The sequence below is a fragment of the Clostridium sp. genome, from assembly GCF_040797585.1.
GTDB lineage: Bacteria > Bacillota > Clostridia > Clostridiales > Clostridiaceae > Clostridium_Z.
Map to the genome: position 1 here is coordinate 1 of NZ_JBFNEO010000014.1, position 24,949 is coordinate 24,949.

Here is a 24,949-nt window from a genome sequence, read left to right on the forward strand (position 1 = left end):
CATCTAGACCTGGTACATTTACTTCCTCTCCATATTCTTTAGCTACACTTTTTACTTTTTCCTCATAGGCTTTGTTTTTAACCGCAGGTACATTTATCTTGTAAACTCCCCCTTCACTTTTTACACTAATATTTATAGGTCTTTTTAAACCTTGACCAAACATATTAAAAAAGGCATCTCCTGTCCAATCATTATAGGCAGATACAGCTAAGTCTTGTACTGGGGTTAAATCCATTACGTAATTATTATTACAACTAAAACTTGTTAATTTAGTTAAGTTCTCTGCAAAACTTATATCTTCTATAAAGTTATCATCTATACTTAGAAATTCTAGGTTTTCAAGTTTCCCTAATCCATCTACTTTTACTGAAGCTGTACGTCTATTGCAAAAATGCATATCAAGCCATTTTAAATTTTTAAGATGGGATAAGGGTTCTGTATCTACAATATTAGCATTATTATATATATTTAAACGAGTTAAGTTATTCAATTTAGATAATGGAGTTAGGTCTCCTAACATATTTCTATCTAAGTCTATGTGAGTAAGTTTCTTAAGATTTTTTAGTGGCTCTAAATCGCTTATTCTATTTTCACTTAAATCTAACTTTTCAAGATTTATAGCATACTCTAAACCCTCTATACTCCTAATTCCTCTATCATGTATCTCCTTGGGTTCTGCTGTTTCTTCATGATTCAAATATCCTATCTTATCATCCGATATTATCTCCTTAATTGATTCCATATCATTCTTTGTAATTTTCTCATCTATTTTTCTATCTTTATCTAAAGTTTTATTTATAACCTCTCTTAATTTATCATCTGGTATATTTATCACTATATCTTGTGATGATTCCATATTTCTTTCTCTAGGAGATCGTCTCATAAAAGCTTTAGCTGAATACCTCGGCAATGATAATGTTAAGACTAATAATATTACCATAATCCTGCCTAAAACATTGATATACCTCTTTTTCATACTTAACATCCTTTCATCATAATTACTTATTTAGAACTTAATTCTAAAAACTCTTTACCATTTGACAATACAAATCCATTTTACTCAAATTACCTTATATTGTTAAATACAATTTTCTAATACTTAACCTTTGTTCTATTATTTTTTTAATTTATAGAACGAATCTTCCTTCAGTTGGTGTTCTTTCCACCATCTGAAGGTTAGATGAGTTAATCTAGAGGCGTAGCAACTGTTATCCCACACCTTTTAAGAAGATGGTGGATTAAAGCTTATAGCCATCAGATAAATCATTAGAATATATTTAGTACTCTGACCTTCTCATTTTCAATAAAATGTTATATTTGTAAATTTTATTGTATAATTAATATATAAAATCTATATAATCAAAGCAGTTTTATTACTCTAAAGTATTTAGTAAAGACTGTTTAGAAATAAGATAAAAATTATATAAAGGAGTTTTGTTAGTATGAAAAAAATAAATAAGCCTCTTATTTATGGCTCTGTTCTCATTATTACATTTGTCCTTATAAAAATAATATCTTTAGCATTAGTAGATGAAAATAATTTAAATAGTAGAGATTTAAAGAAGCATTTAGGTATTAAAGATAAACAAATAAATTTTGGAGTTCTAAAAAATGATATGATAACAGATCAGGGAGTAAGTTTTGATTTTTCTGATTTTACAGGAGAATATAAGCCAGTAGAGTTTACAGCAAATAAGGGTGATAAAGTAGAACTAATAGATGAATCCAGTATCTCTCAGGGTAAATTATATATTGCTGTGTTAGATTCAAACTATAAAGACCTAACCCTTCATAAGTTAGATAAACAACCATCTTTTAATATTGTTGTCCCTGAAGATGGAAAGTATTTTATTAGCCTAATTGGGAAAAATTCTTCTGGAGATTTAAATCTTAAATTAAATTTTGATTCTAACATAAAGATTACTAAGAAAGATATATGGGATTAGCATAAAATATTATTTAGGAATGAAGAATTCTCATATAATTAAGATTAAAACCTACATCCTATGAGTAATGACAAAATTTAAATGTCCATGAATACAAATTTCACATTTGTATTCATGGACATTTTTTTCTTATCTAATAAATCAGTGCTTCTGAAACACTTAGCTTCATGCTTTATACATGGAATTCTAAAGAACTACTTATCTATTGTAAAATTATTGAATCATTTTTCACTATTGTATAAATCACTCTATTTAACACTTTTGGGTTATTACTATTTTCCCTATTTAATAAAGTTAATAAGGCCATCTATTGCCAATATATATCCATATTCACCAAGACCACTTATTTGCCCTATGCATGCTGGAGCAGTTACTGATTTATGTCTAAATTCTTCCCTCTTATATATATTACTTAAATGTACTTCAATACATGGAATATCGACGGATTTTAATGCATCATATATGGCTATAGAATAATGTGTATAGGCTCCTGGATTTATTATTATTCCATTATACTTTTCAAAATAAGCTCCTTGTATATAATTTATTATTTCTCCTTCTATGTTATTTTGAACTATATCTATATGTACTCCTCTTTTTTTTCCTTCATCTTTTATATAATCACATATACTCTCATAAGTTTTATTTCCGTAAACATCTTTTTCTCTTATTCCTAACATATTTATATTAGGACCATTTATAATTAATATTCTCATATATATTCCTCTCCCTAAGTTTTAACTTAAACCATAAATATATTAGAACTTTGTTAAGGTGATTTTTCGTATCTTAATTTATATTATATGAGGTGTCAATCATAATTTATAAACTTGAAATTCCTACTATTTTTTATAATCCACCTTCAATAAAATAAATAATAAGCATTTCTATGACTTTTAACCTCTACTTACATACTAAAATAACATCTAAATAGTACTGCTTAACTAATCCCTTATATAATTGAAAAAACAAGCTCTATTCTCTACTTTTTTTATTTCGAATCCATAAGATCAATTACTGCTATAGCTGCTATGGCTTCAATTACCGGAATAGCTCTTTGAACTATGCAAGGATCATGTCTTCCTTCTACTTCAATTTCAGTATTCTCTTTCTTACTTATATTAACAGTTCTTTGAGATTTAAATATAGAGGCAGTAGGCTTTATAGCAACCTTAAATACAACTGGCATACCATTGCTTATTCCTCCAGTTATTCCTCCATTATTATTACTATAGGTTTTTACCTGATTATTTTCGTAATAATACTCATCATTAGCCTCTGAACCTTTAAGCTTTGTTATTTCAAATCCATATCCAAATTCAATGCCTTTTACAGCTGGTACTGAAAAGGCTAAATGAGCTATAGTACTTTCTAAGGAATCAAAAAATGGGTTTCCCACTCCACCATTGATTCCAGTGATAATACATTCTATAACTCCACCTACTGAATCCTTATTATTTCTAGCATCCAATATACAGTTCTTCATTTTTTCCTTAGCTTCATCACTTATAACAGCCATGTCCTTTATTTTTAGAGATTCTAAGGTTTTAATAGGTGGATTACAATAATCAATATTCTCATCTTCTATATTAGCTATGGATTTTATATGACTTAAAACTTCAATTCCCCTCTCTTTAAGTATCTGTTTAGCTATTGCTCCAGCAAATACTAAAGGAGCAGTTATTCTTCCTGAGAAGTGCCCTCCCCCTCTATAGTCATTAAACCCTTTATATCTTAAGTTTCCCGTATAGTCAGCATGTCCAGGTCTCATTATATTTTCCATCTTTGAATAGTCCCTAGACCTTTTATCACTATTTCTTATTATTGAGCAAAGAGGCGTTCCTGTAGCTCTATCATTAAATATTCCACTTAAAATTTCAAATATATCTCCTTCTTTTCTTTGGGTGGATATTAAGTTTCTCCCTGGAGCTCTTCTCTCCATCTCTTGTTTTATATTATCAATATCTATTTGAAAGCCACTGGGAATACCATCTATGGTTACTCCTATAGCTTCTCCATGGGATTCCCCAAATATTGAAAGTTTAAAGTTAGTTCCCCACATTCCGCTCATGCATATCACCTCCAGATAAATTAATTATTAACCGTCCCCATAGAACGAATCTTCCTTCAGGTGATATTCTTTCCACATCTGAAGGTTAGATGAGTTAATCTAGGGGCGTAGCAACTGTTATCCCCTACCTTTTAAGAGGATGGGGTATTACAGCTTATAGCCATCATATAGATTAAAGATAGGAGTACTCCCCTCCTAAAGCTTTAAAATCTTCAAAGAAGCTAGGGTAAGATTTCTTAACACACATAGGATTTCTTATGATTAAGGATTCTTTACACCTTGTAGATGCTATAGCTAAAGCCATAGCTATTCTATGATCATCCCAGCTATAAACCTCTCCCCCAGTAAATTCTGATGCTCCGTTTATTATAAGTCCATCTTCTTTTTCTATTATGTTAGCTCCTATTTTATTAAGCTCTGTACTAATAGCTTTTAATCTATCACATTCTTTTATCCTAAGCCTAGAAGCATTTTCAATTATGGTAACCCCTTCACTTAAAGCTGCCACCACTGTAAGAATTGGTATAATATCCGGACATTGAGATCCATCTATTATAGTTCCCTTTAAATTATCCTTTTCTGCCTTTATATATTCATTATTAAATATGTTAGCTCCCATTGCCTTTAATATGCTTATAACCTCTTTATCTCCTTGAAGAGATTTTTCATTAAGCCTAAAACACTTTATATCATTACCAATAGCTCCAGCACATAAGAAAAATGCCCCTTGAGAATAATCGCCTTCAACACTATAGTTTCTTGGTTTATAAATTTGATTACCTTTTATTATGAACTCCCTATATCTTTTATTTTCTATGTCTACTCCAAAATCCTTCATTACTGACAGGGTAAGATCTATATATCCTCTAGATTCAAGCTCTGTAGTTATTATTAATCTAGAAGCATCTTCTAATAGAGGAAGTGAAAATAAAAGACCGCTTATAAATTGAGAGCTTATATTTCCGTTAACTCTATACTCTCCTGATTTTAACCTTCCTTCTATGGTTAAATCTAATATGTTTTCCTTAAAGTTATAATTTATATGTTTTTCATCAAATATATCATAATAGGTTTTAAGAGGTCTCTTTCCTAGATTTCCCTTTCCTATAAACCTTACCTTATTTTCATTAATTATAGATATAGGAACTAAAAATCTTAGGGTTGATCCAGATTCATTACAATCAATAGTTATATCTTTCTTCTCAAAGGTATTTATTCCTTGAATCATAACTGTTTTATCTTTAATATTTATAATAGCTCCCATAGACTTCATTCCTTCTATGGTTGCTATAATATCATCAGATAAATCGATATTTTCTATGGTGCTAAACCCATTACTTAAAGATGCACAAATTATAGCTCTATGAGCCATACTTTTTGATGGTGGTATATTTACTTCTCCATTTAACAATCTAGGATTTATCTTTAATAGATTCACTTTCCTTCCCTCCTATATACCATAATAATTCTTATATAGGGTTTTCACCTTAAATCCAAAACCCTATAACTCAACGACTGCCTTATAAAAATTTTAATATTATAATGTTAAAGTTTCAAAGAAACTCATATCTTCTTTTAATATGCAACATTCTCCTATATCTTTAATACATATTAAATTAAGACTATTATTTAAATTTTTCTTATCTAGTTTTATATTTTCCATAAGACTATTTTTATCTTTAATATCTATATTATAATGTAAATTATATTTAATAAGTATCTGTTTTAATAAGCTAGAGACTCCCTTTTTAGTCAATTGTTTTTCTTCACTTAAAGTTGTGATTAGATGCATACCTACTGCTACTGCCTCTCCATGAGTAAAAGTTTCATAGTTATAATACTTTTCAATAGCGTGACCTAGAGTATGACCAAAATTTAATATCATCCTCTCTCCAGTATCTCTTTCATCCCTTTCAACAACTTCTCTTTTAATATCACAACATTTATAGACTATATCTTCTATGTATTCCATAACTTCTTCCCTACCATTTAAGTTACAAAGCATAGAAAAAAGCTTTTTATCCTTTATACAACCGTACTTTATAACCTCTGCCATTCCGTCATTAAAAAATCTATCCTCTAAGGTATTTAAAACATTAACATCTATTATAACTAGCTTAGGCTGATAGAAAGCTCCAACTAAATTCTTTCCTCTATGTAAATCCACAGCTACCTTTCCCCCTACACTGCTATCCACTTGGGCTAGAAGGGATGTTGGAACCTGAATGAAACTTATTCCCCTTAAATATGTAGCACTTACAAAGCCAGCTATATCTCCTATTACCCCTCCACCAAAGGCTATTATAAGATCACTTCTTGTGAGATTAAAATCTAAAATCTCTTCATATATATAGGGAAGAGTACTAAAATCCTTTGTTTTCTCTCCTGGTTTAAGAACTATTGTTTTTACATTAAAGCCTTCCTCTAAAAGACTTTTTTCAATAACTTTTTTATAATAACTTTCTAAATTTTCATCTGTAATTATAGCTATCTTATTTCCACTAAAAACTTTTCTTACCTCTGTTCCTATAGTGCTTAAAATTCCTTTATCTATTAAAATATCATAACTATTTTCCTTTAAATTAACTCTTAACTTTTTCATATTAACTCCTCCTAAAATCTATAGTTAAATTTACTTTTATTAAGAAGCCTCTATATATTCTATATCATTGATTTATCTATACTATAATTCTTATTTTAAAAGAATATATTATTTCAAACTAACTTTCTAAATTTAAAAAAGACCTTATTATAAATCTATAGTAAGGTCCTTCTCTTTATATTTTATATATAATACATAAATAATTCTATATATAACTTAATCTATTATGATAGTAAGCATATATAATTATTAAAAAGTCTACATTTAAATAAATTATCTATTTTAAATTACTACTTCTTTGATTTATTATTCACTTTCCTCAAATACTTTTAATAATCGTAAATAATGGTTTGCTTCACGTAAGGTATGATCTGCCATCAAAGGTATTATTATAGATCTAATCTTACATTCTAGTATTCCTTTTGTACCATCCTTTTTAAAATCACGTATCTCCTTAGTTGCCTTAATAGTCTCCTCGGTAAGGTCCGAGATTGAAGTACCTTTTTTCATTGCTTCTCTTGCTTCCATTTCTAAGTTATTAAATTTATCTGCAAACTTATCAGCAGTCTTAATAAGCTCTTTCTCAGTTGGGTCAAGAGAGCCACGAATAAATTCAGCATGCTCAGCCATAATATGATCCCAGAAAACTTCTTGCTTATAGGACTCTTCTTTTAAATTAATTTTCTCACGCTTCTGTAATCCCTTAACTATATTTAAGTAAAATTTTGCCTCTTGTAAAATATGATGTATAAGCTCTGGATAATTAGTCGTAAAGATTTTGCACGATAAAACCTGAGATAATACCATAGTTTTGAAATTTATTAATGCTGATATTAGTCTTATTGCTTTTCCATTAAGAATCGATATCTTATTTTCAAGCATAGAGTTACTCATTGGTGTCTTATTTCCCATTAACTTTAACTCTAATTTTGTTAAAATTGGTTCAAGTTTAACACCTGTAAAACGCGATGAAGCCATTTCTGCATTTAATGTATAAGGTGTTACTACCTCTCCTGATTTTAATACACTAGGACTAACAACGCCATTAGAGAAGTGTATAGTCTCTGCTAAAAGCCTGCCGAATGCTCTTTTAAAAATATTTGCCTGACGTATAAAGTTTGAATTCACTGGTGTAAACCCTATTTCTAAAAAAAATGAGTGCTCCTTCATAATACGTGCAAAAAAGAGATGTAACTCTAATGATTGTTTTATAAAGTCACCACTAGATAACATATATGAATCCTCCTAAATAAAAACTTTAATCTCAATATTATATTAATAAAAGATGTGTTTTGCCACTATCTTCCATATATTATTTGATTAAGGTGACAAATAGAGTTTCTAATTTTATCATATTCTTTAATACTTAGTTTTATATTCATACTTTTAGTTACAAAATAAAAATGTCACCATCTTTTTAGATGGTGACATTTTTTTCTACGGACACATTGATTTATAACGTCTCGCCTTATCTTAGGAGGACCTATATCTTATAAGGCATAGATATAGGGGTGTAATTAATCATTAAAATCTGGAGAATATATATCTACTGGCGAATAGATACATACCGCCTGTAACTGTGTGTAATTATTTGGTTTTAATGTAAATTAGTTTTTAAGAATTATGTCATTAATATTAATTGGATTATTTTATGAAGCTAAAATCTTACCATAATTTATACATTTATCAGCTTCTTCTCCTTCTGGGAATGAATTTACTATGATGCCTTCTTCAACAACTTGTGCTCCATAGCCTTCCATTCTTGCTACCCAGCTTTCCATCCATTCTCCACTTCCCCATCCATAAGATCCAAATAAACCTAGCTTTTTACCTTTTACTAAGTCTTTAATTGACTCTACAAATGGTTCCATTTCTCCTTCTTCTATAACTTCGTTCCCCATAGATGGTGATCCTAAAGCTATAATCTCTGAATCTTTTATGATTTCCTCAGTAGCTTCTGATACATTTAGTAAAACGGCTTCTGCACCTGATTCCTTAGCCCCTCTTTCTATAAGCTTTGCCATCTCCTCAGTGTTCCCCGTTCCACTCCAATAAATTATAGTAACCTTGCTCATAAAACCCCTCCTAACTAAAGTAATCATAAATATATGATTAACTTTAATCCTTTTAATTAATATTGATTTTCATTTTCAATTATTATTATACATGGTTTAAAAATAAAGTCTTATAAATTTAACCTTTTAATTTATAAAATTTACTTATCTGTAAAATTCCATATATGTTTTATAAATAAATCTAAACTTATCTATAAGACTTTTATAATAACTTTTAAATTCTGCTTCCTTTAAATAATTATAATTACTCATTAAGCCTTATGAACTCTATAATTATAGAGTTCATAACTGGATTCTTAACTTATACTTATAATTTCTAGTTTACTTCATTAGGTCTTGAAAACATGTATAACTTAAGAATTAACATGGAAATCCTATAGTAATAATTTTATATATTAACAAATAAAAATATGATTTAATTATCTATGATATACATCTTTATCACATATAATTTAAAACTTATAATATTTTCTTATATAAAAATATGATTCCTATAGGTATGGGTATCCTATAGGAATCAAAATAAACTTTAAAAAGTATTATGGGTTTTTATTTAGAATAAAGCTCAACTACCTTTTGCTCATTAACCTCTACTGGTACTTCATGTCTTTCAGGCATTCTAACTAGTTTGCCACTGAAAGTTTCTGTATCCTTCTCTATGTAAGGTAGTACGTTTATAATATTAATGAAATTGTCGTTAAACATTTCATTTTTTCTGGATTTCTCTCTTAGAGTTATTTCATCTCCTACTTTAACTCCATATGAAGGAATATCAACTTTTTGTCCATTAACTAACATGTGTCCATGGTTAACCATTTGTCTTGCTTGACGTATAGAATTTGCATATCCCATTCTATATACAAGGTTGTCTAATCTACACTCTAAAAGTTTAATTAAAGCGTCACCTGTAATCTCATGGCTCTTCATGGCTTTTTCCATGTATCTTCTAAACTGCTTCTCTAATACTCCATAGTAAGATTTGATCTTTTGCTTTTCTAAAAGCTGTACTCCATAGTTTGATAATTTCTTACCTTCTCTACTAGTTTCTCTTTTATATCTCTCCATTGCTTTTGGATGTCCATAAATATTTACTCCTAGTCTTCTGCTTAATTTAAATCTTGGTGTTCTTATCTTGGCCATAATGCCCTCCTAAAATAATTATCTTAATAATTGCCGCGATAATTATTGCTAAGTGCCATATGCTTTACATTATACATTAAAAAAGATTAAATGAGAACTGTTTTCATTTACCATGTGTAGAATTTATAAATTTATATGTAATAATTAAACTTTAACTCCTTATGTTTAAAATTATAGAACTATTTATTATACCTATATGTATGCTATGAAATCACATCATTTTTATCTTTAGATATAGATCTAGTCTTTCCTCTTCTATATCTAAATCAGTTCCTATCTTCTAACACCTGAAAATTTCCTTTATATATTTTAATGATTATTAAGACTTTAGTAAATTTTTTACAAATAAAAACAGCTATTATCTTCATATTGTAGCAGCTAAAGGTATTCCTGATAGTCCCATAGATGCTGCTTAAACCTTAAATACTGCTATTTTAAATATTCCGCCTATAGTATTGTATTAAGCCTATTTTAATTTGCTTAGTTTATATTTTAAAATTCCATAATAAAACAACCAATAGAATATATTCATATAATCTATTGGCTGTCTTGTTCTCTAATTTCTACTAAGATTATTGAATTTTATACTTTAAAGATATCTTGGGAATAATATACTCTCTTCCTTATGAATATGAGTAAACAAGTCTTCTTCTAAGGCTACAAGCTTACTATAAGTCAACTTAAATGTAGTACACATAGAGGAATCTATATTGTAATTATTAGTTATATTCCTAATATCCTTTAATATATTTCCTGCTGTATCATGTTCTTCATGTCCCTCTCCTATAAGCTCCCTTATTCTTAGAAGCGTGGATATATCTTTATTTTTCATATACTCATTCATAAGGGGGAATATGCTCTCTTCCTCTTTTTCTAAATGACCTAGTATATCCTCTTTAAGTAATAAGAACTTTTCTCTAACTTCTTCTAACATTTTTCCATGATTATCATAATGTACTCTTAATATTTTATTTATAAGAGCTTCTATTTCCACTACCTCATCTCTAGTATATTTATGATGAGTGTTATTTATATGATCTATTAAATCATCACTTTTAAATTCAATAAAAGTCTTAAGTGGAGCATCTCCTTGTAGTGCCTCTAAATATTCTAAGTTTATCTCCTCAAGTAACTTATCTGGATTAATCCCCTGCTCCTCACAGGATTTAATAAGACTTCTATTACCATTACAACAATAATCTATATGATATTTATTAAAAATTTTAGCTGAATCCATAAAATTAGCAACTATATATCCTAAATTATCTTCCTTATTAAACATAACTGTAATCACTCCCTATATATTTCATGACTTTATTCTAGTATAAACATAAAAATATATATGTGATTTAAATCAATTTTTCTTATTTTTTAAAACAATTTTTTTATTACTTAGAATTTTTATAACTCCTTCCTCCTCTAGTTTTTTTAATTTACGACTTATGGTCTCACGAGCAACACCAGTATAATTTCCCATATCCTCCTTAGAAATAGGCAGGGTAATTTCAATCCCTTCTTTATTAGGACTTCCCCCTTCCTTTGAAAGGTCTAGCAACAAATTTATTATTCTACTCTCAGCATCATTTGTTGCCAAAGTTTCTACAAGCTTTTGTAGTTTAGATATTCTTTCGGAAAATACTTCTAATATTTTAAAAGATATCTCTGGATATTTACCTATAAGAATCTTTATATCATCCTGAGTAAATATACACAGCTTCACATTTCCTAAAGGAGAAGCGTAAAAATCATAATATTCATCTCTGAACAAAGAAAGCTCTCCAAAGAAATCCCCTTCTTTAAGAATATGAAGAATTTGTTCCTTCCCCTCATTTGTATAAGTATATATCTTAATACTTCCTTCATTTATTATAAATAGCTGTGAACTCTTGTCATTAGGTGAACAGATAATATCGCCTTTTTTATAGTCTTCATGGGATGACATATTCACAAGTTCTAATAAAACATTATTGGGTAAAACAGAAAATATAGGAACCTTTTTAGCACATAATCTATCAAGACATTGAGTACACTTCATAACACACCAATCCTTTAGCCTGAAATTTATTATATGTAAAAATAATATCATAATTAAAATCTTAGGTTTACTAAATCAATGAGAATAGAGATAATATACTGTAGATAATATTTTATTTAGAGGTGTTTCTATGAGTGTATTTATAAAAATAAGAGAAAACTATGAGTGCTTTACTAATTCTAATTATTAAGCTAGTATAATAAAATTTAGAGAATCTTTACATGACATCTATATATATTCTCTATTTATTATATAAAATATATTATGTTGCTTTATAAATAATTTATTAATTTCATAAGGAGGTTCTTATATGTCTCAAAACAAAACTCAAGATAAGGGTCTGCAAGACAAACTCTTAAAAGGAAATGTAGGAAAACTATTAATCAAACTATCTTTACCTTGTATAGCAGCTCAATTAGTAAATGCTATATATAATATAGTAGATAGAATGTATATAGGACACATAGAAGGTATTGGTGCCACTGCATTAACCTCTCTTGGTATAGCTTTTCCTATAACCTTAATAATTGCAGCCTTTAGTGCACTAGTTGGTTCAGGTGGAGCACCTATAGCTTCTATAAGATTAGGTGAAAAGAAAAAAGATGAAGCTGAAGAGCTACTAGGAAATTCTTTATCATTACTTATTATATTTGGAGTTATTCTTACTATTCTTACCTTAATATTTAAGGAAAAACTACTATATATGTTCGGAGCAACAGAAAATACTTTCCAATACGCTAATGAATACTTAACTATATATTCTCTTGGAACTATTTTCGTAATGATTAGTGTTGGATTGAATTACTTTATAAACTCTCAAGGATTCACCACTATGGGTATGTTTACTATATTAATAGGTGCAGTTTTAAATATACTTTTAGATCCATTGTTCATATATGGCTTAGATATGGGAGTAAAGGGTGCTGCTTTAGCTACAATACTCTCTCAAGGAATATCCGCAATTTGGACATTCATATTCTTAAAAGGTGAAACTACAATAATAAAGATTAAGTTTAAATATCTAAAGCTTAAACTTAAAACTGTAAAACAGATACTAAGTTTAGGATCATCATCTTTTACAATACAGATAACTAATAGTTTAGTTCAAGTAACTGCTAATAGTACTCTTTTAAAATATGGTGGTGACATGTATATAGGTTCTATGACAATCTTAAGTAGTTTAATGCAAGTATTCTTTATGCCTATAATTGGCGTAACTCAAGGAGCTCAACCAATAATAGGATATAACTATGGTGCTAAACATTACTCTAGAGTAAAAGAAGCAATTAAAGCCTCTATAACCTTTTGTTTTACTCTTTCAGCTATATTCTGGTTATTATCTATGTTTGCACCTACTCTATTAATAAAAGTATTTAGTAGTGATGCTCAGCTTATAGATTTAGCATTAAGTCAAATTAGAACTTATATGTTTATGATGTTTATGCTAGGAATTCAAGCTGCTTGCCAGAACTTCTTCACTGCTATAGGAAAAGCAAACATAGCTATATTCTTGGCTATGTTAAGAAAAGTTATTCTTCTTGTACCACTTATGATAATACTTCCAAGATTGTATGACTTAGGTGCATATGGTGTAATACTAGCTGAGCCAATAGCAGATGGACTTGCTACTTCAGTTACAATAATTATGTTCATAATACAAATAAGAATATTAAATTCTTTACCTGAAAAACCTTTAGAAGAGGGTTTAATATAACCACTTAGTTAGTCGACTAATTATATATTTACCTTACTATAAGGTTAAGTAAAAGAATTAATTTTAACTTACAAATATATAATCAATAAATAAAAATAGGCGTTGTTACTAAATATTTTAAGGATTAGTAACAACGCCTATTTGTTTTATATGTTAAAAGTGTGAACCAACTCTTCCTTTAATTCATCCCACTTATCATCTAAATTACATGCTGGTATCTCAAATCTCTTAAGATTTATATCATGACTTATGAGAATCTTTATAAACTCCTCCATAAATATTCCCCTTCCCCCTGTTATTCCACAGGTCGGACTATGATTTATTCCTATAAGACCTACTATTTCATAATCATTAGCTTCATACTCAATTAAATCTTTAACTACAGGCTCTGCCAAACTTCTGCAAAGTATTCTATATTCAGGACAATCGTACTCTTCTTTAGTCATAGGTTTTCTTGTAAGTCCCAAAAATCTAAACTCTGGACAAGGAAGTTGTATTATACCTATCCCCTTATCTAATATTGGTCTTATTATATGGAAAGCACCCTTAGCCCTTGCTAGTGGACTAACCACACTATTTTGATTTAATATACAATGACTAACAACAACTACTCTATTCCCTCTCTTCATTTATAATTCACCCCACATAATAAATTTATATATTAAAATTTCAATTCACTATTTATTTTATCTATATATCCTATTGAAATGTTGAATTATTGATATTATGAATACCTCTTAATTATTCCATAAATATAAACTATTTCTAATATTGCTCTTAATTCATTAGAATTATTATTGAATATATAATAAGAAGGATGTGATTAAACTGAGGAATAATAAAGCTTTTATCTTAATTCTATGTTCTATTGCCATAGGTATAAATATAACCTTAGGTGCCTTATGTGCAAGAATACCTTTCCTGTCTCAATATGTTTTTTTAGATACTATAGGTACTATCTTTATAGCAGTCCTCTTTGGTCCAATAAGTGGAGCCACAGTAGGAGCTGTTTCAAATATACTATCACCTATATTATCTGGAAATCCTAGAACAATTCCCTTCTTCTTAGTTAATATGATGGTTGGATTATCAGTAGGACTAATCTCTAAGAAATTTAACTTTAGCTTTAAAACAGCTATATTAACAGGAATATTTCTTTCTATTCTATGTCCACTAGTAGGAACCCCTATTTCTATATATCTATTTGGTGGAGTTGTTGGTTCTGGAACTGATGTATTTTTTACTATACTAAAGAACTCTGGATTTGAAATCTTTTCTGCCGCCTTTATCCCAAGAGTAGTGGAGAATTTTATAGATAAAATACTAAGTTGTTTATTAGTAACATCAATATTAAAATACATACCACTAAAATATAAAAGTTATAGTTCTAATATTTAAAACCTATATAATAAAATTTTAATACTTAATGATGCAATAGAGGTTGTGTAAGTAATATATAAGAAACAGGAACTTTATTATCTTTATGTCTTATAACAGCCTCTTTATTAATGTTTAAATAATCTACATATCTTTTTTTCTTCTCTCTTTAAAAAAGTCAGTTAAAATACTGCTACACTTTTCATCATAGCACCATTTTACATCAGTCCATTTATTTAAATTATCATTTTCTAATATATTTATTATAGATCCCCCGGCTCCTGATACTGGATCAAAGGTTCCTATATATACCTTACTTACTCTACATTGAAGTATAGCTCCAGCGCACATAGGGCATGGCTCTAAGGTCACGTACATAGAACAACCATCTAATCTCCAATTGTTAATTATTTTTGTAGCTTCATTTATTGCCATAATCTCAGCATGGGCTAATACAGAGTTTAGCTTTTCTCGTCTGTTATGTCCCCTAGCTATAATCTCTCCATCTTTAACTATAACTGCTCCTACTGGAACTTCCCCTAAATCCTTTGCCTTCTCAGCCTCTTTTAAGGCTTCCTTCATATAATCCATAACTTTTATCCCTCTCAAAGAGTTTACTTAATCTTATATCCCTCAGAATCTTACTTCATAATATTACCATATATTGATGCAAAATAAAAAGACCATAATTAAAATTATGGTCTTTAAGTATAAACTCTAACTTTTCTTACTCTGTTTTTATCAAGTTCTTCTATTATAAACTTGATATTTTGATACTCAATAGTCTCCCCCATTTCTGGAAATCTACCAAGCTGTCCTATGATGAATCCTCCTATAGAATCAAATTCTTCTGACTCTATATTAGTTCCTATAAGGTCATTAAAGTCATCTATTCTAGCATTACCTAAAACTATATATTCATCTTCTTTAATTACCTCTATTTCCCTATCCTCTTCATCATCATATTCATCTTCTATTTCTCCTACTATTTCCTCAACTAAATCCTCCATAGTAACTATTCCAACTGTTCCACCATACTCATCTAAAACCACCGCCATATAGGCCCTATTCTTTTGCATATCTCTAAATAGATCCATTATCTTTTTAAATTCATAGGTGTAATAAGGTTCTCTCATACTAGATTCTATAGAGAATTTTTCAACATCATCTAAAATAAGTAAGTCCTTTACATTTAAAATTCCAACTATATCATCAATAGTTTCCTTATAAACAGGAATTCTTGAAAATTGCTCTCTTTTAATTAACTCCATAACCTCTTCATAGGTAGAATCTATTTCTATAGCTTCTATATCAACCCTCTGAACCATAACATCCTTTACTTGAAGGTCTCCAAACTCAAAAACATTGTAGATCATTTCCTTTTCTTGTATTTCAAGTACCCCTTCTTCTTCTCCTACATCTACCATGGTTTTAAGCTCATCTTGAGTTATAAAGGGCTGAGTTTTTGCTGAAGTTCCACCTAAAAGCTTTATAAATGGAGCTGAAATATAATTAAATATTGTAACTATAGGTTTTAATACAGTGACAACTATAGATATTGCCTTAACTACCTTTAAAGATATTTTTTCTGAATTTTGTACTGCTAAAGATTTCGGAGTTATCTCTCCAAATATAAGAACAAGAACAGTCATTATTCCAGTTGCCATAGCTACTCCTTCATTACCGAAGGTATTTATTGCAATAGATGTAGCTAAAGCCGAAGCTCCAATATTTACTACGTTATTTCCAATCAGTATACTTCCTAATAACTTATTAGGATTTCCTATAAGTTTTTCTATTTTATCCGCACCCTTAATTCCTTCCTCTACCATATGCTTTATTCTTATCTTGCTTAGAGACATTAATGCTGTCTCTGACGCTGAGAAAAAAGCTGATATAAGTAAAAGAATTACTAAAAGAATTATTTGCCACGTGCCAGGTTCCAAAAGTACCACTCTCCTAAAGTATATATTAATTTTCTGAAATGTCTTGAATATAACAAGACTATAATAAATTATATCATATTTTTCTTGTATTTATTATATCTACTAATGGTTTACAGTTCATGTTTTCCCTCAAAAGGCGCCGCTAGATAAAAATAGGTCTAATTTTTTTTATAAGACTTGTCTTCTCTTTTATTTATTAAGTATTTCATTTTATTATTCATGTTTATATAAATATTATATTTTTTAGATATAGTTTTCATGATTTTAAATGTATTATTTTAAAAGTTATCTTAGTAAATTTCCATAGTTATAAAGTACCCTTATTATTGAAATACTATAACAATATAGTTTTACATAATAAAAAAAAGTTCCTAATATTAAATAATTAGGAACTGGTACCCTCAGCCGGGATCGAACCAGCATTTATCCCTTAGGAGGGGATTGTTCTATCCATTGAACTATGAAGGCATGTATGTAAAATTATTACATAGTACATTTTAATTCAATTAAAATGATTTGTCAATGGTTATAACCTTAAAAAAACCTTTTGCCACTTTTGTTACTTTTTTCTGAAAAATAATAGATTTATTGCATTCTATTTGTTAAAATGATTTTGAGTAATAGTTTACAAGCCACAAATTTATCTATGAGGTGATTTTATTGAAAAAAATAAACATTACGGAAACTGTACTTAGAGACGCTCAGCAGTCTTTAATTGCTACCAGACTACCCTTTGATGACTTTGCACCTATTCTTCATGAATTAGATAATGCAGGATATCATTCATTAGAATGTTGGGGTGGAGCTACTTTTGATTCTTGTATTCGTTACCTTAATGAGGATCCATGGGAAAGATTAAGAAAGATAAAGATGATATGTAAGAAAACACCTCTTCAAATGTTATTAAGAGGCCAAAATATATTAGGATATAAGCACTATCCAGATGATGTTGTTAGAAACTTTGTTAAACTATCTTCTTACAACGGTATGGATATATTTAGAATATTTGATGCTTTAAATGATTATAGAAATATTGAAGTAGCTATGGATGAGGTTAAAAAGCAAGGTTCTCATGCTCAAGGTACTATAGTTTACACTGTAAGTCCTATTCATGATATGGATAACTATGTTAACTTAGCAAAACAGCTTGAAAATATGGGAGCAAATTCTATATGTATAAAAGATATGGCAGGTCTTATCATGCCTCAAACTGCTTATGACTTAGTTAAGAGCATTAAAGAAGTAGTAAAATTACCTGTTTATCTTCACTCTCACTCAACTAACGGTTTAGCAGAAATGTCTTATTTAAAGGCTGCTGAGGCTGGAGTTGATGGGATAGATACATCTATATCTGCTTTATCTTCCGGTACTGCACAACCTCCTACTGAATCTATGCATTTTGCATTAAAGGCAAGCGGATTTGATTCTGGAATTAATTCTAAATCCTTAAAAACTATAAACGACTTCTTTAAACCTGTAAGGGAAAACTTCCTAAAGAGTGGAGTACTTGACCCTAAAGTCTTAACTCCTCAGCCTGAAGCTTTGACTTATCAAATTCCAGGTGGAATGCTTTCAAATATGATATCTCAGCTTAAAGCGCAAAATGCCATAGACAAGCTGGATGAGGTTTTAAACGAAATTCCAAGTGTTAGAGAAGATTTAGGTTATCCTCCTCTTGTTACTCCTATGAGCCAAATGGTGGGTACTCAAGCTACAGTTAACATACTAACTGGTGAAAGATATAAAATGATTTTAAAAGAAGTAAAATCTTATTGTAGAGGAGAATATGGTAAGGCTCCTGGAGACATAAACCCTGAAGTTTCTAAGAAAGCTCTAGGAAATGACACTCCTATAACAGGAAGATTTGCAGATACCTTAGATCCAATATTTGAGGAAACTAAAAAAGAGCTTAAGGATATAACAACAAAGGACGAAGATGTTTTATCTTATATACTCTTCCCTCAAATAGCTGAAGATTTTCTTAAAAATAAAAAGAACTCTCCTTCTGCAGAAGTAGCAAGAGAAATGAATGCTGGAGAAGTTATATAACACATAGGGTTTCCCTATGTGTTTTTCTTTTTTTAAATGGTTATAATATTATAAGTAGGAATATTATTTTCTCTGCTTTACTTTAACTATTAATAATATTCCCATTATAGTATAATGTTACTATAGACCTTATATATAGATTTAATCTAAACTTATAGGTACTTTGAAATATATTTATAAGTTTAAGTTAAATCAGTAAGGCCATATAGCCGTTCTAATATAGGAGGTATATAATATATGGAAGATTTAAAGAAAATACTACTTGCTGGTCTTGGATCAATAGCCTATACTTATGAAAAGTCTTCAAAAGTTATAGAAGATCTTGTTGAAAAGGGAAAGCTATCTATTGAAGAGGGGAAAGAACTTTCATCAGAACTTAAGAAGAATATTAAAACTTCCTCTGATAAAATCTCTGAAAAAGTTATTCCACTTACAAGAGAAGATCTAGCCAATATTTTAGAAGACATGAAATTCGCATCACAACTTCAGGTTCAAGAATTAAAAAATCAGATTTCTATTTTAGAGGAAAGAATAAAAGTTCTTGAAGAAAATTAAAAATAATTATAGTATGGCTGTCTTATTGTATTAGGGCAGCCATTAATGCATAAGAATATTTGTATACGTTAGAAATTAACTTTAAAACCTATATTAAAATTTATTTAGTTAATGCTATTGGATTAATGTTATTTATTAGGAGGATCTATGTACAATAGGTATCACAAACGTTTCAAAGAAATAGTTAAGGTTTTTACAAACTATGGCTTTGATTTTATTATAGACTTAAAAATTAAAAAGAAAAATCCTTCTGCTAAAGATTTACGCAAGGCCTTTGAAGAACTTGGTCCTACCTTTGTTAAGATAGGACAGATTTTAAGTACACGCTCTGACCTTATTCCTAGGGAATATATAGATGAACTGAGAAAACTTCAAGACAATGTATCCCCTATTAGCTTTGAGGAAATAGATGAGGTATTTAGGGATGAATTCGGTAAATCCATTGATGAATCATTTCTTAAATTTAATAAATCCCCTCTAGCCTCAGCCTCTATATCTCAAGTTCATAGTGCAACTCTTATAGATGGTAGAGAAGTTATAATTAAAGTTCAACGTCCTCATGTTAGGGAAAAAATGGAGATTGATATACATATTATCAAGAAAATTTTTAAATTTGCTAGGAGTAGATTTGCCTCTTCCCCTATAGATCCATATGATGCCATAGACGAAATATGGGAAGCTTCTAAGGAAGAGCTAGATTTTGATATAGAAATAAGCAATATAAAAACCTTCTCTAAGTTTAATAAAAATGTAGCCTTCATATATACTCCTTATGTGGTAGAAGAGCTAAGCAGTTCTAAAGTATTAACCCTAGAGAATATTAAAGGGATAAAAATAGATAATATAAAAACTTTAAAGGAAGAAGATTACGATTTAGAGGATATAGCTAAAAAATTAGCTATCGGTTTTTTAAAGCAAGTGTTTAAAGATGGTTTTTTCCACGGTGATCCTCATCCTGGAAACATACTTATTAAAGATACAAAAATCTGTTTTATTGATTTCGGAATTATGGGAGTTCTCTCTGATAACTTAAAAGACGCTTTAAATGACGCAATCATAGCCCTCGCTCTCCAAGATATAAATAAACTTATTAATGTTTTTCTATCTATAGGTATTAGAAAAGGTTATGTAGATAAGAATTCTCTTTATGAAGATATGAGATACATATTTGATAGTTATCTATCTTCTTCCATATCCAATCTTAAAATATCTTTAATCCTTGAGGATATATTTAATCTTGTTAAAAAACATAATGTGCAACTGCCTAAGGACTTAACCTTAGTTATGAAAAGTCTAGTACTTCTTGAGAGTACTATTTCATTATTAGCTCCTAATCTTAAAATATTAGATATTGCCATACCCTATGTAAGAGACAATTCTAATATTTTATCTAAACTATCAAGTAACGAATTAAGCCTTAAGGGATATAGTTTTATAAAAGAAAGCTTAAAAATTCCGAGCAAAATAGTTGATGTTAGTGATGCTATATTAAGTGGTAGAACCAAACTTCAAATGGATCTTAAAAATTTAGATAAGCCACTAAACTCTTTAAATAAAATGATAAATAGGATGGTATTTGGTCTTGTAGTATCTGCTATGATTGTAGGCTCTAGTCTTATACTAAATCTTAGTGTAGGACCTCAAATGTATGGTCTGTCACTAGTTGGTATAATAGGATTTGGTCTCTCCGCATTGTTTGGAATTCTACTTTTAATATCAATCCTTAAATCAGGTCTTATGTAGATTTACTATATCTATAGAGTTCCTATGTTAATTCTTAAGTTATACAGGTCTTCACGCCATAAGGTCACAAGATAAAAATCATTGGTATAAGTTAAGAACTCAGTTAGGAACCCTATATAGAGTTCCTATCTTAAAAATTAACTTATATATCTATTAATAAATCAGGCTTTTAAAGGATATATAAGTTAAGAACTAACTTTAGAATCCTACATAGGGTTTTTAATTCAAAACTTAGCTTATGCACTACTTAAAGTCCAAGATTTTAAAGGGTTTAAGGCATTATAAGTTAAGATTCAAGCTTAAAAAACTATAGAAAAACACTAAGAAAGTTAATTTTCTTAGTGTTTCTTTTTGGGAATTATATTTTAGTTACTAAATAGCCACTTCTTCTTTTTTATTTCTTACTCTTTCTTGTAGTTTATCTGCATGTCCCTTCATTATTACTGATATAACTAGGAATACTACCATTGTAGACCCTAGAACTACAAAGTCTTTAGTAAGCACAGAGTAATCTACCCCTGAAATAAGCTCTCTAAGTCCAGACACTGCATAAGTAAATGGCATAAATGGATTAAGAGCTTTAAAGAAATCAGGAACAACTTCTAATGGAAAAGTTCCTGCACATGCAGTTAATTGAAGTACTAATAGTACTATAGATAATAACCTTCCTGCTTCTCCAAGTAAATATATAAAGCATTGGATTATAGATATAAATACAAAAGATAAGAATACATTAAATAAAATATATAAAGGTAAATTAGCTGGCTTTAATCCTAGGAATAAGACTACCACACTAGTTAATACCGCCTGAATTATACCTATATATCCATAGGATAAAAACTTACCTAACACTAGAGAACCTGGTGTTGCATCCTCTCCCCCTTCTACCTTATCAGTTATTATAAAGAACATCATAAGAGCTCCTATCCATAAGGATAATGGTATAAAATAAGGTGCAAATCCTGTTCCATAGTCTGGTACCGCATCAAACTTGGTCTCATCCATCTTAACTGGTTCTGAAACAAATTTTCCCATGGTCTCACTGTCATTCTTTAAATTATCTTTTAACTGCTGAGATCCATCGCCTAATTTATCACTTAATTCCTTAGAGCCATCATATAGTTTAGTCACTCCATCACTTAGCTCTGGAATATTACTATTTAATTCTCCAAGTCCAGTATTTAAAGCATTAGATCCATCATATAGTTTAATTACACCCTCTGCTAAAACTGGAACATTTCCTGAAAGCTCTGAAAGTCCTCCATCTAGTTTTTTAGCACCATCATATAGCTTATTAGTAGAGTCTACTACCATAGGCATACTGCCATCTATTTTCTCAAGTCCTTTTGAAAATTTATCATTAAGTCCACTATTTAAACCCCTTAATCCTGAGTTTAAATCTTCTGCTCCCTTATGAAGAACTTTAATTCCTCCTGTGAGACTATTAGCTCCTAGAGAAAAACTTTTAGCTCCTTCTGAGTATAATGTTGCTCCCTTAGAAAACTCTTCTGATCCTTTTATAAATCCTTCAATGCCCTGTCCAAAGCTACTTATTCCATTATTTAAATCATGAGCTCCCTTCTTTAACGAAGCTACCTGAGGTAAACTTGCCTTAGATTCTTGTTTTATTTCCTCTAAATCTTTTAAAAACATTTGCATATTAGGATCTTTCATAGCCTCTGGATTTGAAGCTAAATACTTCTTTAAATTATTTTCAACTGAACTCTGAAGTTTTCCTTGAGCTTTTGTAGATTCATCAATTAATGCATCTACTCCATTAGCAACCTGATTAGATCCTTCCTTTAAGCTTCCAATACCAGCTTCTAGACTCTTCTCTCCATCCTTTAGCTTACTAGCTCCATCTTGTAGCTTAGATAAATTATTACTTAAGCTTTCTGCCCCATCACTTAAAGGTTTAGATGATTGAATAGCTTGTCCTAATCCCTTTGCTAAATTATAAGATCCCTCTTCTAGCTTCTTTGCACCAGGTAATACTGAGCCTTTTAGTCCATTGTTTAAATCTTTAATTCCAGTGGCAACGGGATTAATAGCTGAATTTCTATATTGATCCAAAGAAGTAGACAAGGTTTTACTTCCATCTTGTAACTGATTAACTCCCCCTGATAATGTAGGAATCTTAGAATTTAATTCTCCAAGTCCATCTTTTAATTGTCCTGAACCATCATATAGCTTTTCTACTCCATCACTTAACTCTGGAACCTTGCTATTTAATGTATCAAGCCCCTCTGAAAGCTCCTTGCTTCCATCTGCTGCCTTTTCCATTCCATCTTTAAGTTCATACATTTTATCAAATGCTACTTCTGTATACTGCTTTGTTATATTCTTACTTATTTCTCCCTTTAATTCTACAAGAACCTTTCCATTGATTTGTGCTGCTAAAAAGTTTCTCTTCTCATTAGCTGTATAGAATATTTTAGGCTCCTTAGGAGCCCCATCTTTAGCACTCATAACCTCTTCTGAAAAGTTTTCTGGTATTACAAATGCTGCATAATACTTATCTCCTTCAACACCCTTTTGTGCTTCTTCATAGGATACAAACTTCCATCCAATAACTGAATTCTCCTTAAGTTTATCAACTACATCCTTTCCAGCATTAAAATCTTCATCATCCTTTATGGCACCTTTGTCCATATTTACAACTGCAACTGGAAGATCATTTAGTTTATTATACGGGTCCCAGAATGCTGCAAGATAAAGAAGACTATACAGTAGTGGTACTATTATAATTGCTATTACTGATATTCTAATAAATCTATTTTTAAATGTACTACTTATATCTTGCTTTGCAATTTTTAAAAAGTTCATAATCCATCCCCCTTTTCTATATTTAATTGTTTTTACTGATTTTATCTTTTGTACTGACCAGTCAGTTTATATTATATATATACCTCTTTTTCAATTTGGTGTCAACAAAAAAATAAAGTTTAGGTTAAAACCTAAACTTTACAAGTTAATTCTGTATTCCTTTTAAAACATATTCCATTAAGCTATCTATAAGTCCATCAATATCTGTATCCTTTGAATTTATTAACTCATAAATAGCTGCTGAACATAAGGTTCCGAAGAAAGTATATGCCATGAATTTACTATCTCCCTTTTTTATAACCCCATGCTCCATGGCTTCTTCAAGATATCCCTCTATTATTTCTAGGTATCCTTGAAGAAGTTTTCTAAGTTCTAATTGCCTAAGTTCTTGCCCCCATACTTGACTCATAATCACTTTAAAGAAGTCCTTATTTTCATAAACAAGCTTTAATTGAATCCTAACCATAGTTCTCATTTTTAATAAAACATTTTCCTCAGCATCTGCTGCACTTTTCACCTCATCTTTTATAAGATCCATTCCCTCACTCATTATATAATTAAAGATTTCTTCTTTGCTTTTAAAATGATAGTATAAGGTACCCTTAGCAACCCCTGCCGCTAATGCTATATCATCCATAGTAGCTCCACTATATCCAGAGTTTGAAAAAACTTTTACTGCGGACTGAAATATAGCTTTCTTTGTTTTATTCATAATTAATCACTCCAAGTTGTAATGTAAATTCATCTTAATAATACTCCAAGTTTACTACACATACAATAAAAATTATTCTTTATACAAAATTTTCTGTATAATCATACTTTCAGGTTTATAATTTGAATTATGTACTTAATATAGGTTAAAATATATAC

Annotated in this window: 21 protein-coding genes and 1 tRNA gene; 6 read left to right on the plus strand and 16 right to left on the minus strand. The window is 29.6% G+C overall.

The window, feature by feature from the left end; translation table 11 throughout:
- The coding region (locus AB2369_RS01815; protein WP_367664763.1) for a leucine-rich repeat domain-containing protein at positions 1 to 976 on the minus strand (976 nt) is incomplete at its 3' end.
- A gap of 466 nt (positions 977 to 1,442) precedes the next feature.
- Between AB2369_RS01815 and AB2369_RS01820 the strand changes: the two genes are divergently transcribed.
- Positions 1,443 to 1,946, plus strand: a complete 504-nt coding sequence (locus AB2369_RS01820; RefSeq protein ID WP_367664764.1) for a hypothetical protein — start codon at positions 1,443 to 1,445, stop codon at positions 1,944 to 1,946.
- Positions 1,947 to 2,227: 281 nt separating this feature from the next.
- Here the strand turns inward: AB2369_RS01820 and aroQ are convergent, their stop codons facing one another.
- From aroQ to AB2369_RS01865, 9 genes are all read right to left on the minus strand, one after another.
- Positions 2,228 to 2,662 (minus strand): type II 3-dehydroquinate dehydratase, encoded by a 435-nt coding sequence (aroQ, locus tag AB2369_RS01825; RefSeq protein ID WP_367664765.1) that lies wholly within the window; start codon positions 2,660 to 2,662, stop codon positions 2,228 to 2,230.
- Between the two features lie 275 nt (positions 2,663 to 2,937).
- Entirely contained in the window at positions 2,938 to 4,017 is a 1,080-nt protein-coding gene (aroC, locus tag AB2369_RS01830) for a chorismate synthase (RefSeq protein ID WP_367664766.1), read from the minus strand.
- Between the two features lie 172 nt (positions 4,018 to 4,189).
- Entirely contained in the window at positions 4,190 to 5,455 is a 1,266-nt protein-coding gene (gene aroA, locus AB2369_RS01835; RefSeq protein ID WP_367664767.1) for a 3-phosphoshikimate 1-carboxyvinyltransferase, read from the minus strand.
- 99 nt (positions 5,456 to 5,554) lie between these two features.
- Positions 5,555 to 6,619 carry a 3-dehydroquinate synthase gene (gene aroB, locus AB2369_RS01840; protein WP_367664768.1) on the minus strand — a complete coding sequence of 355 codons (1,065 nt, stop codon included), beginning with the start codon at positions 6,617 to 6,619 and terminating at the stop codon, positions 5,555 to 5,557.
- A gap of 306 nt (positions 6,620 to 6,925) precedes the next feature.
- On the minus strand, positions 6,926 to 7,852 hold the full coding sequence (locus AB2369_RS01845; protein WP_367664769.1) for a DUF2935 domain-containing protein: 927 nt from the start codon (positions 7,850 to 7,852) through the stop codon (positions 6,926 to 6,928).
- 416 nt (positions 7,853 to 8,268) lie between these two features.
- The gene (locus tag AB2369_RS01850; protein ID WP_367664770.1) at positions 8,269 to 8,694 is read right to left on the minus strand and encodes a flavodoxin; all 426 of its coding nucleotides are present in this window, start codon (positions 8,692 to 8,694) and stop codon (positions 8,269 to 8,271) included.
- 549 nt (positions 8,695 to 9,243) lie between these two features.
- A complete protein-coding gene (gene rpsD, locus AB2369_RS01855) occupies positions 9,244 to 9,834 on the minus strand; it encodes a 30S ribosomal protein S4 (RefSeq protein ID WP_367664771.1) in 591 nt (196 codons plus the stop codon).
- 589 nt (positions 9,835 to 10,423) lie between these two features.
- Positions 10,424 to 11,116 (minus strand): iron-sulfur cluster repair di-iron protein, encoded by a 693-nt coding sequence (gene ric / locus AB2369_RS01860; protein WP_367664772.1) that lies wholly within the window; start codon positions 11,114 to 11,116, stop codon positions 10,424 to 10,426.
- A 72-nt stretch (positions 11,117 to 11,188) separates the two neighbouring features.
- Positions 11,189 to 11,869, minus strand: coding sequence for a Crp/Fnr family transcriptional regulator (locus AB2369_RS01865; protein WP_367664773.1), 681 nt, complete (start codon positions 11,867 to 11,869; stop codon positions 11,189 to 11,191).
- 310 nt (positions 11,870 to 12,179) lie between these two features.
- On the opposite strand from AB2369_RS01865, the gene AB2369_RS01870 reads away from it, so the two are divergent.
- Positions 12,180 to 13,583, plus strand: a complete 1,404-nt coding sequence (locus AB2369_RS01870; protein WP_367664774.1) for an MATE family efflux transporter — start codon at positions 12,180 to 12,182, stop codon at positions 13,581 to 13,583.
- 146 nt (positions 13,584 to 13,729) lie between these two features.
- Here AB2369_RS01870 and AB2369_RS01875 read toward each other — a convergent pair whose 3' ends face one another.
- Positions 13,730 to 14,212, minus strand: coding sequence for a CD3072 family TudS-related putative desulfidase (locus AB2369_RS01875; protein WP_367664775.1), 483 nt, complete (start codon positions 14,210 to 14,212; stop codon positions 13,730 to 13,732).
- A gap of 190 nt (positions 14,213 to 14,402) precedes the next feature.
- On the opposite strand from AB2369_RS01875, the gene AB2369_RS01880 reads away from it, so the two are divergent.
- Positions 14,403 to 14,981 carry a CD3073 family putative ECF transporter S component gene (locus AB2369_RS01880; protein ID WP_367664776.1) on the plus strand — a complete coding sequence of 193 codons (579 nt, stop codon included), beginning with the start codon at positions 14,403 to 14,405 and terminating at the stop codon, positions 14,979 to 14,981.
- 123 nt (positions 14,982 to 15,104) lie between these two features.
- Here AB2369_RS01880 and AB2369_RS01885 read toward each other — a convergent pair whose 3' ends face one another.
- From AB2369_RS01885 to AB2369_RS01895, 3 genes are all read right to left on the minus strand, one after another.
- Positions 15,105 to 15,551: a nucleoside deaminase gene (locus AB2369_RS01885; RefSeq protein ID WP_367664777.1), complete on the minus strand. Its 447-nt coding sequence runs from the start codon at positions 15,549 to 15,551 to the stop codon at positions 15,105 to 15,107.
- A gap of 113 nt (positions 15,552 to 15,664) precedes the next feature.
- Positions 15,665 to 16,906, minus strand: coding sequence for an HlyC/CorC family transporter (locus tag AB2369_RS01890; RefSeq protein ID WP_367664778.1), 1,242 nt, complete (start codon positions 16,904 to 16,906; stop codon positions 15,665 to 15,667).
- A 393-nt stretch (positions 16,907 to 17,299) separates the two neighbouring features.
- Positions 17,300 to 17,374, minus strand: a tRNA-Arg gene (locus AB2369_RS01895).
- Positions 17,375 to 17,557: 183 nt separating this feature from the next.
- Here AB2369_RS01895 and AB2369_RS01900 point away from each other — a divergent pair.
- The 3 genes from AB2369_RS01900 (at position 17,558) to AB2369_RS01910 (ending at position 21,253) form a co-directional block, all read left to right on the plus strand.
- A complete protein-coding gene (locus AB2369_RS01900) occupies positions 17,558 to 18,955 on the plus strand; it encodes a pyruvate carboxylase subunit B (protein ID WP_367664779.1) in 1,398 nt (465 codons plus the stop codon).
- A gap of 237 nt (positions 18,956 to 19,192) precedes the next feature.
- A complete protein-coding gene (locus tag AB2369_RS01905; RefSeq protein WP_367664780.1) occupies positions 19,193 to 19,510 on the plus strand; it encodes a phasin family protein in 318 nt (105 codons plus the stop codon).
- 147 nt (positions 19,511 to 19,657) lie between these two features.
- Positions 19,658 to 21,253 carry an ABC1 kinase family protein gene (locus AB2369_RS01910; protein WP_367664781.1) on the plus strand — a complete coding sequence of 532 codons (1,596 nt, stop codon included), beginning with the start codon at positions 19,658 to 19,660 and terminating at the stop codon, positions 21,251 to 21,253.
- Positions 21,254 to 21,625: 372 nt separating this feature from the next.
- Here AB2369_RS01910 and AB2369_RS01915 read toward each other — a convergent pair whose 3' ends face one another.
- Together AB2369_RS01915 and AB2369_RS01920 are read right to left on the minus strand one after the other, a co-directional pair.
- Positions 21,626 to 24,079: a YhgE/Pip family protein gene (locus AB2369_RS01915; protein WP_367664782.1), complete on the minus strand. Its 2,454-nt coding sequence runs from the start codon at positions 24,077 to 24,079 to the stop codon at positions 21,626 to 21,628.
- Positions 24,080 to 24,224: 145 nt separating this feature from the next.
- Positions 24,225 to 24,791 carry a TetR/AcrR family transcriptional regulator gene (locus AB2369_RS01920; RefSeq protein ID WP_367664783.1) on the minus strand — a complete coding sequence of 189 codons (567 nt, stop codon included), beginning with the start codon at positions 24,789 to 24,791 and terminating at the stop codon, positions 24,225 to 24,227.
- Positions 24,792 to 24,949: the final 158 nt, after the last annotated feature.

Coding starts and splice junctions, on each gene's coding strand:
- AB2369_RS01865 (WP_367664773.1), bottom strand. CDS start 11,869: ATGAAGTGTACTCAATGTCTTGATAGATTATGTGCTAAAAAGGTTCCT.
- AB2369_RS01910 (WP_367664781.1), top strand. CDS start 19,658: ATGTACAATAGGTATCACAAACGTTTCAAAGAAATAGTTAAGGTTTTT.
- AB2369_RS01870 (WP_367664774.1), top strand. CDS start 12,180: ATGTCTCAAAACAAAACTCAAGATAAGGGTCTGCAAGACAAACTCTTA.
- AB2369_RS01915 (WP_367664782.1), bottom strand. CDS start 24,079: ATGAACTTTTTAAAAATTGCAAAGCAAGATATAAGTAGTACATTTAAA.
- AB2369_RS01885 (WP_367664777.1), bottom strand. CDS start 15,551: ATGGATTATATGAAGGAAGCCTTAAAAGAGGCTGAGAAGGCAAAGGAT.
- ric (WP_367664772.1), bottom strand. CDS start 11,116: ATGTTTAATAAGGAAGATAATTTAGGATATATAGTTGCTAATTTTATG.
- AB2369_RS01920 (WP_367664783.1), bottom strand. CDS start 24,791: ATGAATAAAACAAAGAAAGCTATATTTCAGTCCGCAGTAAAAGTTTTT.
- AB2369_RS01905 (WP_367664780.1), top strand. CDS start 19,193: ATGGAAGATTTAAAGAAAATACTACTTGCTGGTCTTGGATCAATAGCC.
- AB2369_RS01850 (WP_367664770.1), bottom strand. CDS start 8,694: ATGAGCAAGGTTACTATAATTTATTGGAGTGGAACGGGGAACACTGAG.
- aroQ (WP_367664765.1), bottom strand. CDS start 2,662: ATGAGAATATTAATTATAAATGGTCCTAATATAAATATGTTAGGAATA.
- aroC (WP_367664766.1), bottom strand. CDS start 4,017: ATGAGCGGAATGTGGGGAACTAACTTTAAACTTTCAATATTTGGGGAA.
- AB2369_RS01875 (WP_367664775.1), bottom strand. CDS start 14,212: ATGAAGAGAGGGAATAGAGTAGTTGTTGTTAGTCATTGTATATTAAAT.
- aroB (WP_367664768.1), bottom strand. CDS start 6,619: ATGAAAAAGTTAAGAGTTAATTTAAAGGAAAATAGTTATGATATTTTA.
- AB2369_RS01845 (WP_367664769.1), bottom strand. CDS start 7,852: ATGTTATCTAGTGGTGACTTTATAAAACAATCATTAGAGTTACATCTC.
- AB2369_RS01820 (WP_367664764.1), top strand. CDS start 1,443: ATGAAAAAAATAAATAAGCCTCTTATTTATGGCTCTGTTCTCATTATT.
- rpsD (WP_367664771.1), bottom strand. CDS start 9,834: ATGGCCAAGATAAGAACACCAAGATTTAAATTAAGCAGAAGACTAGGA.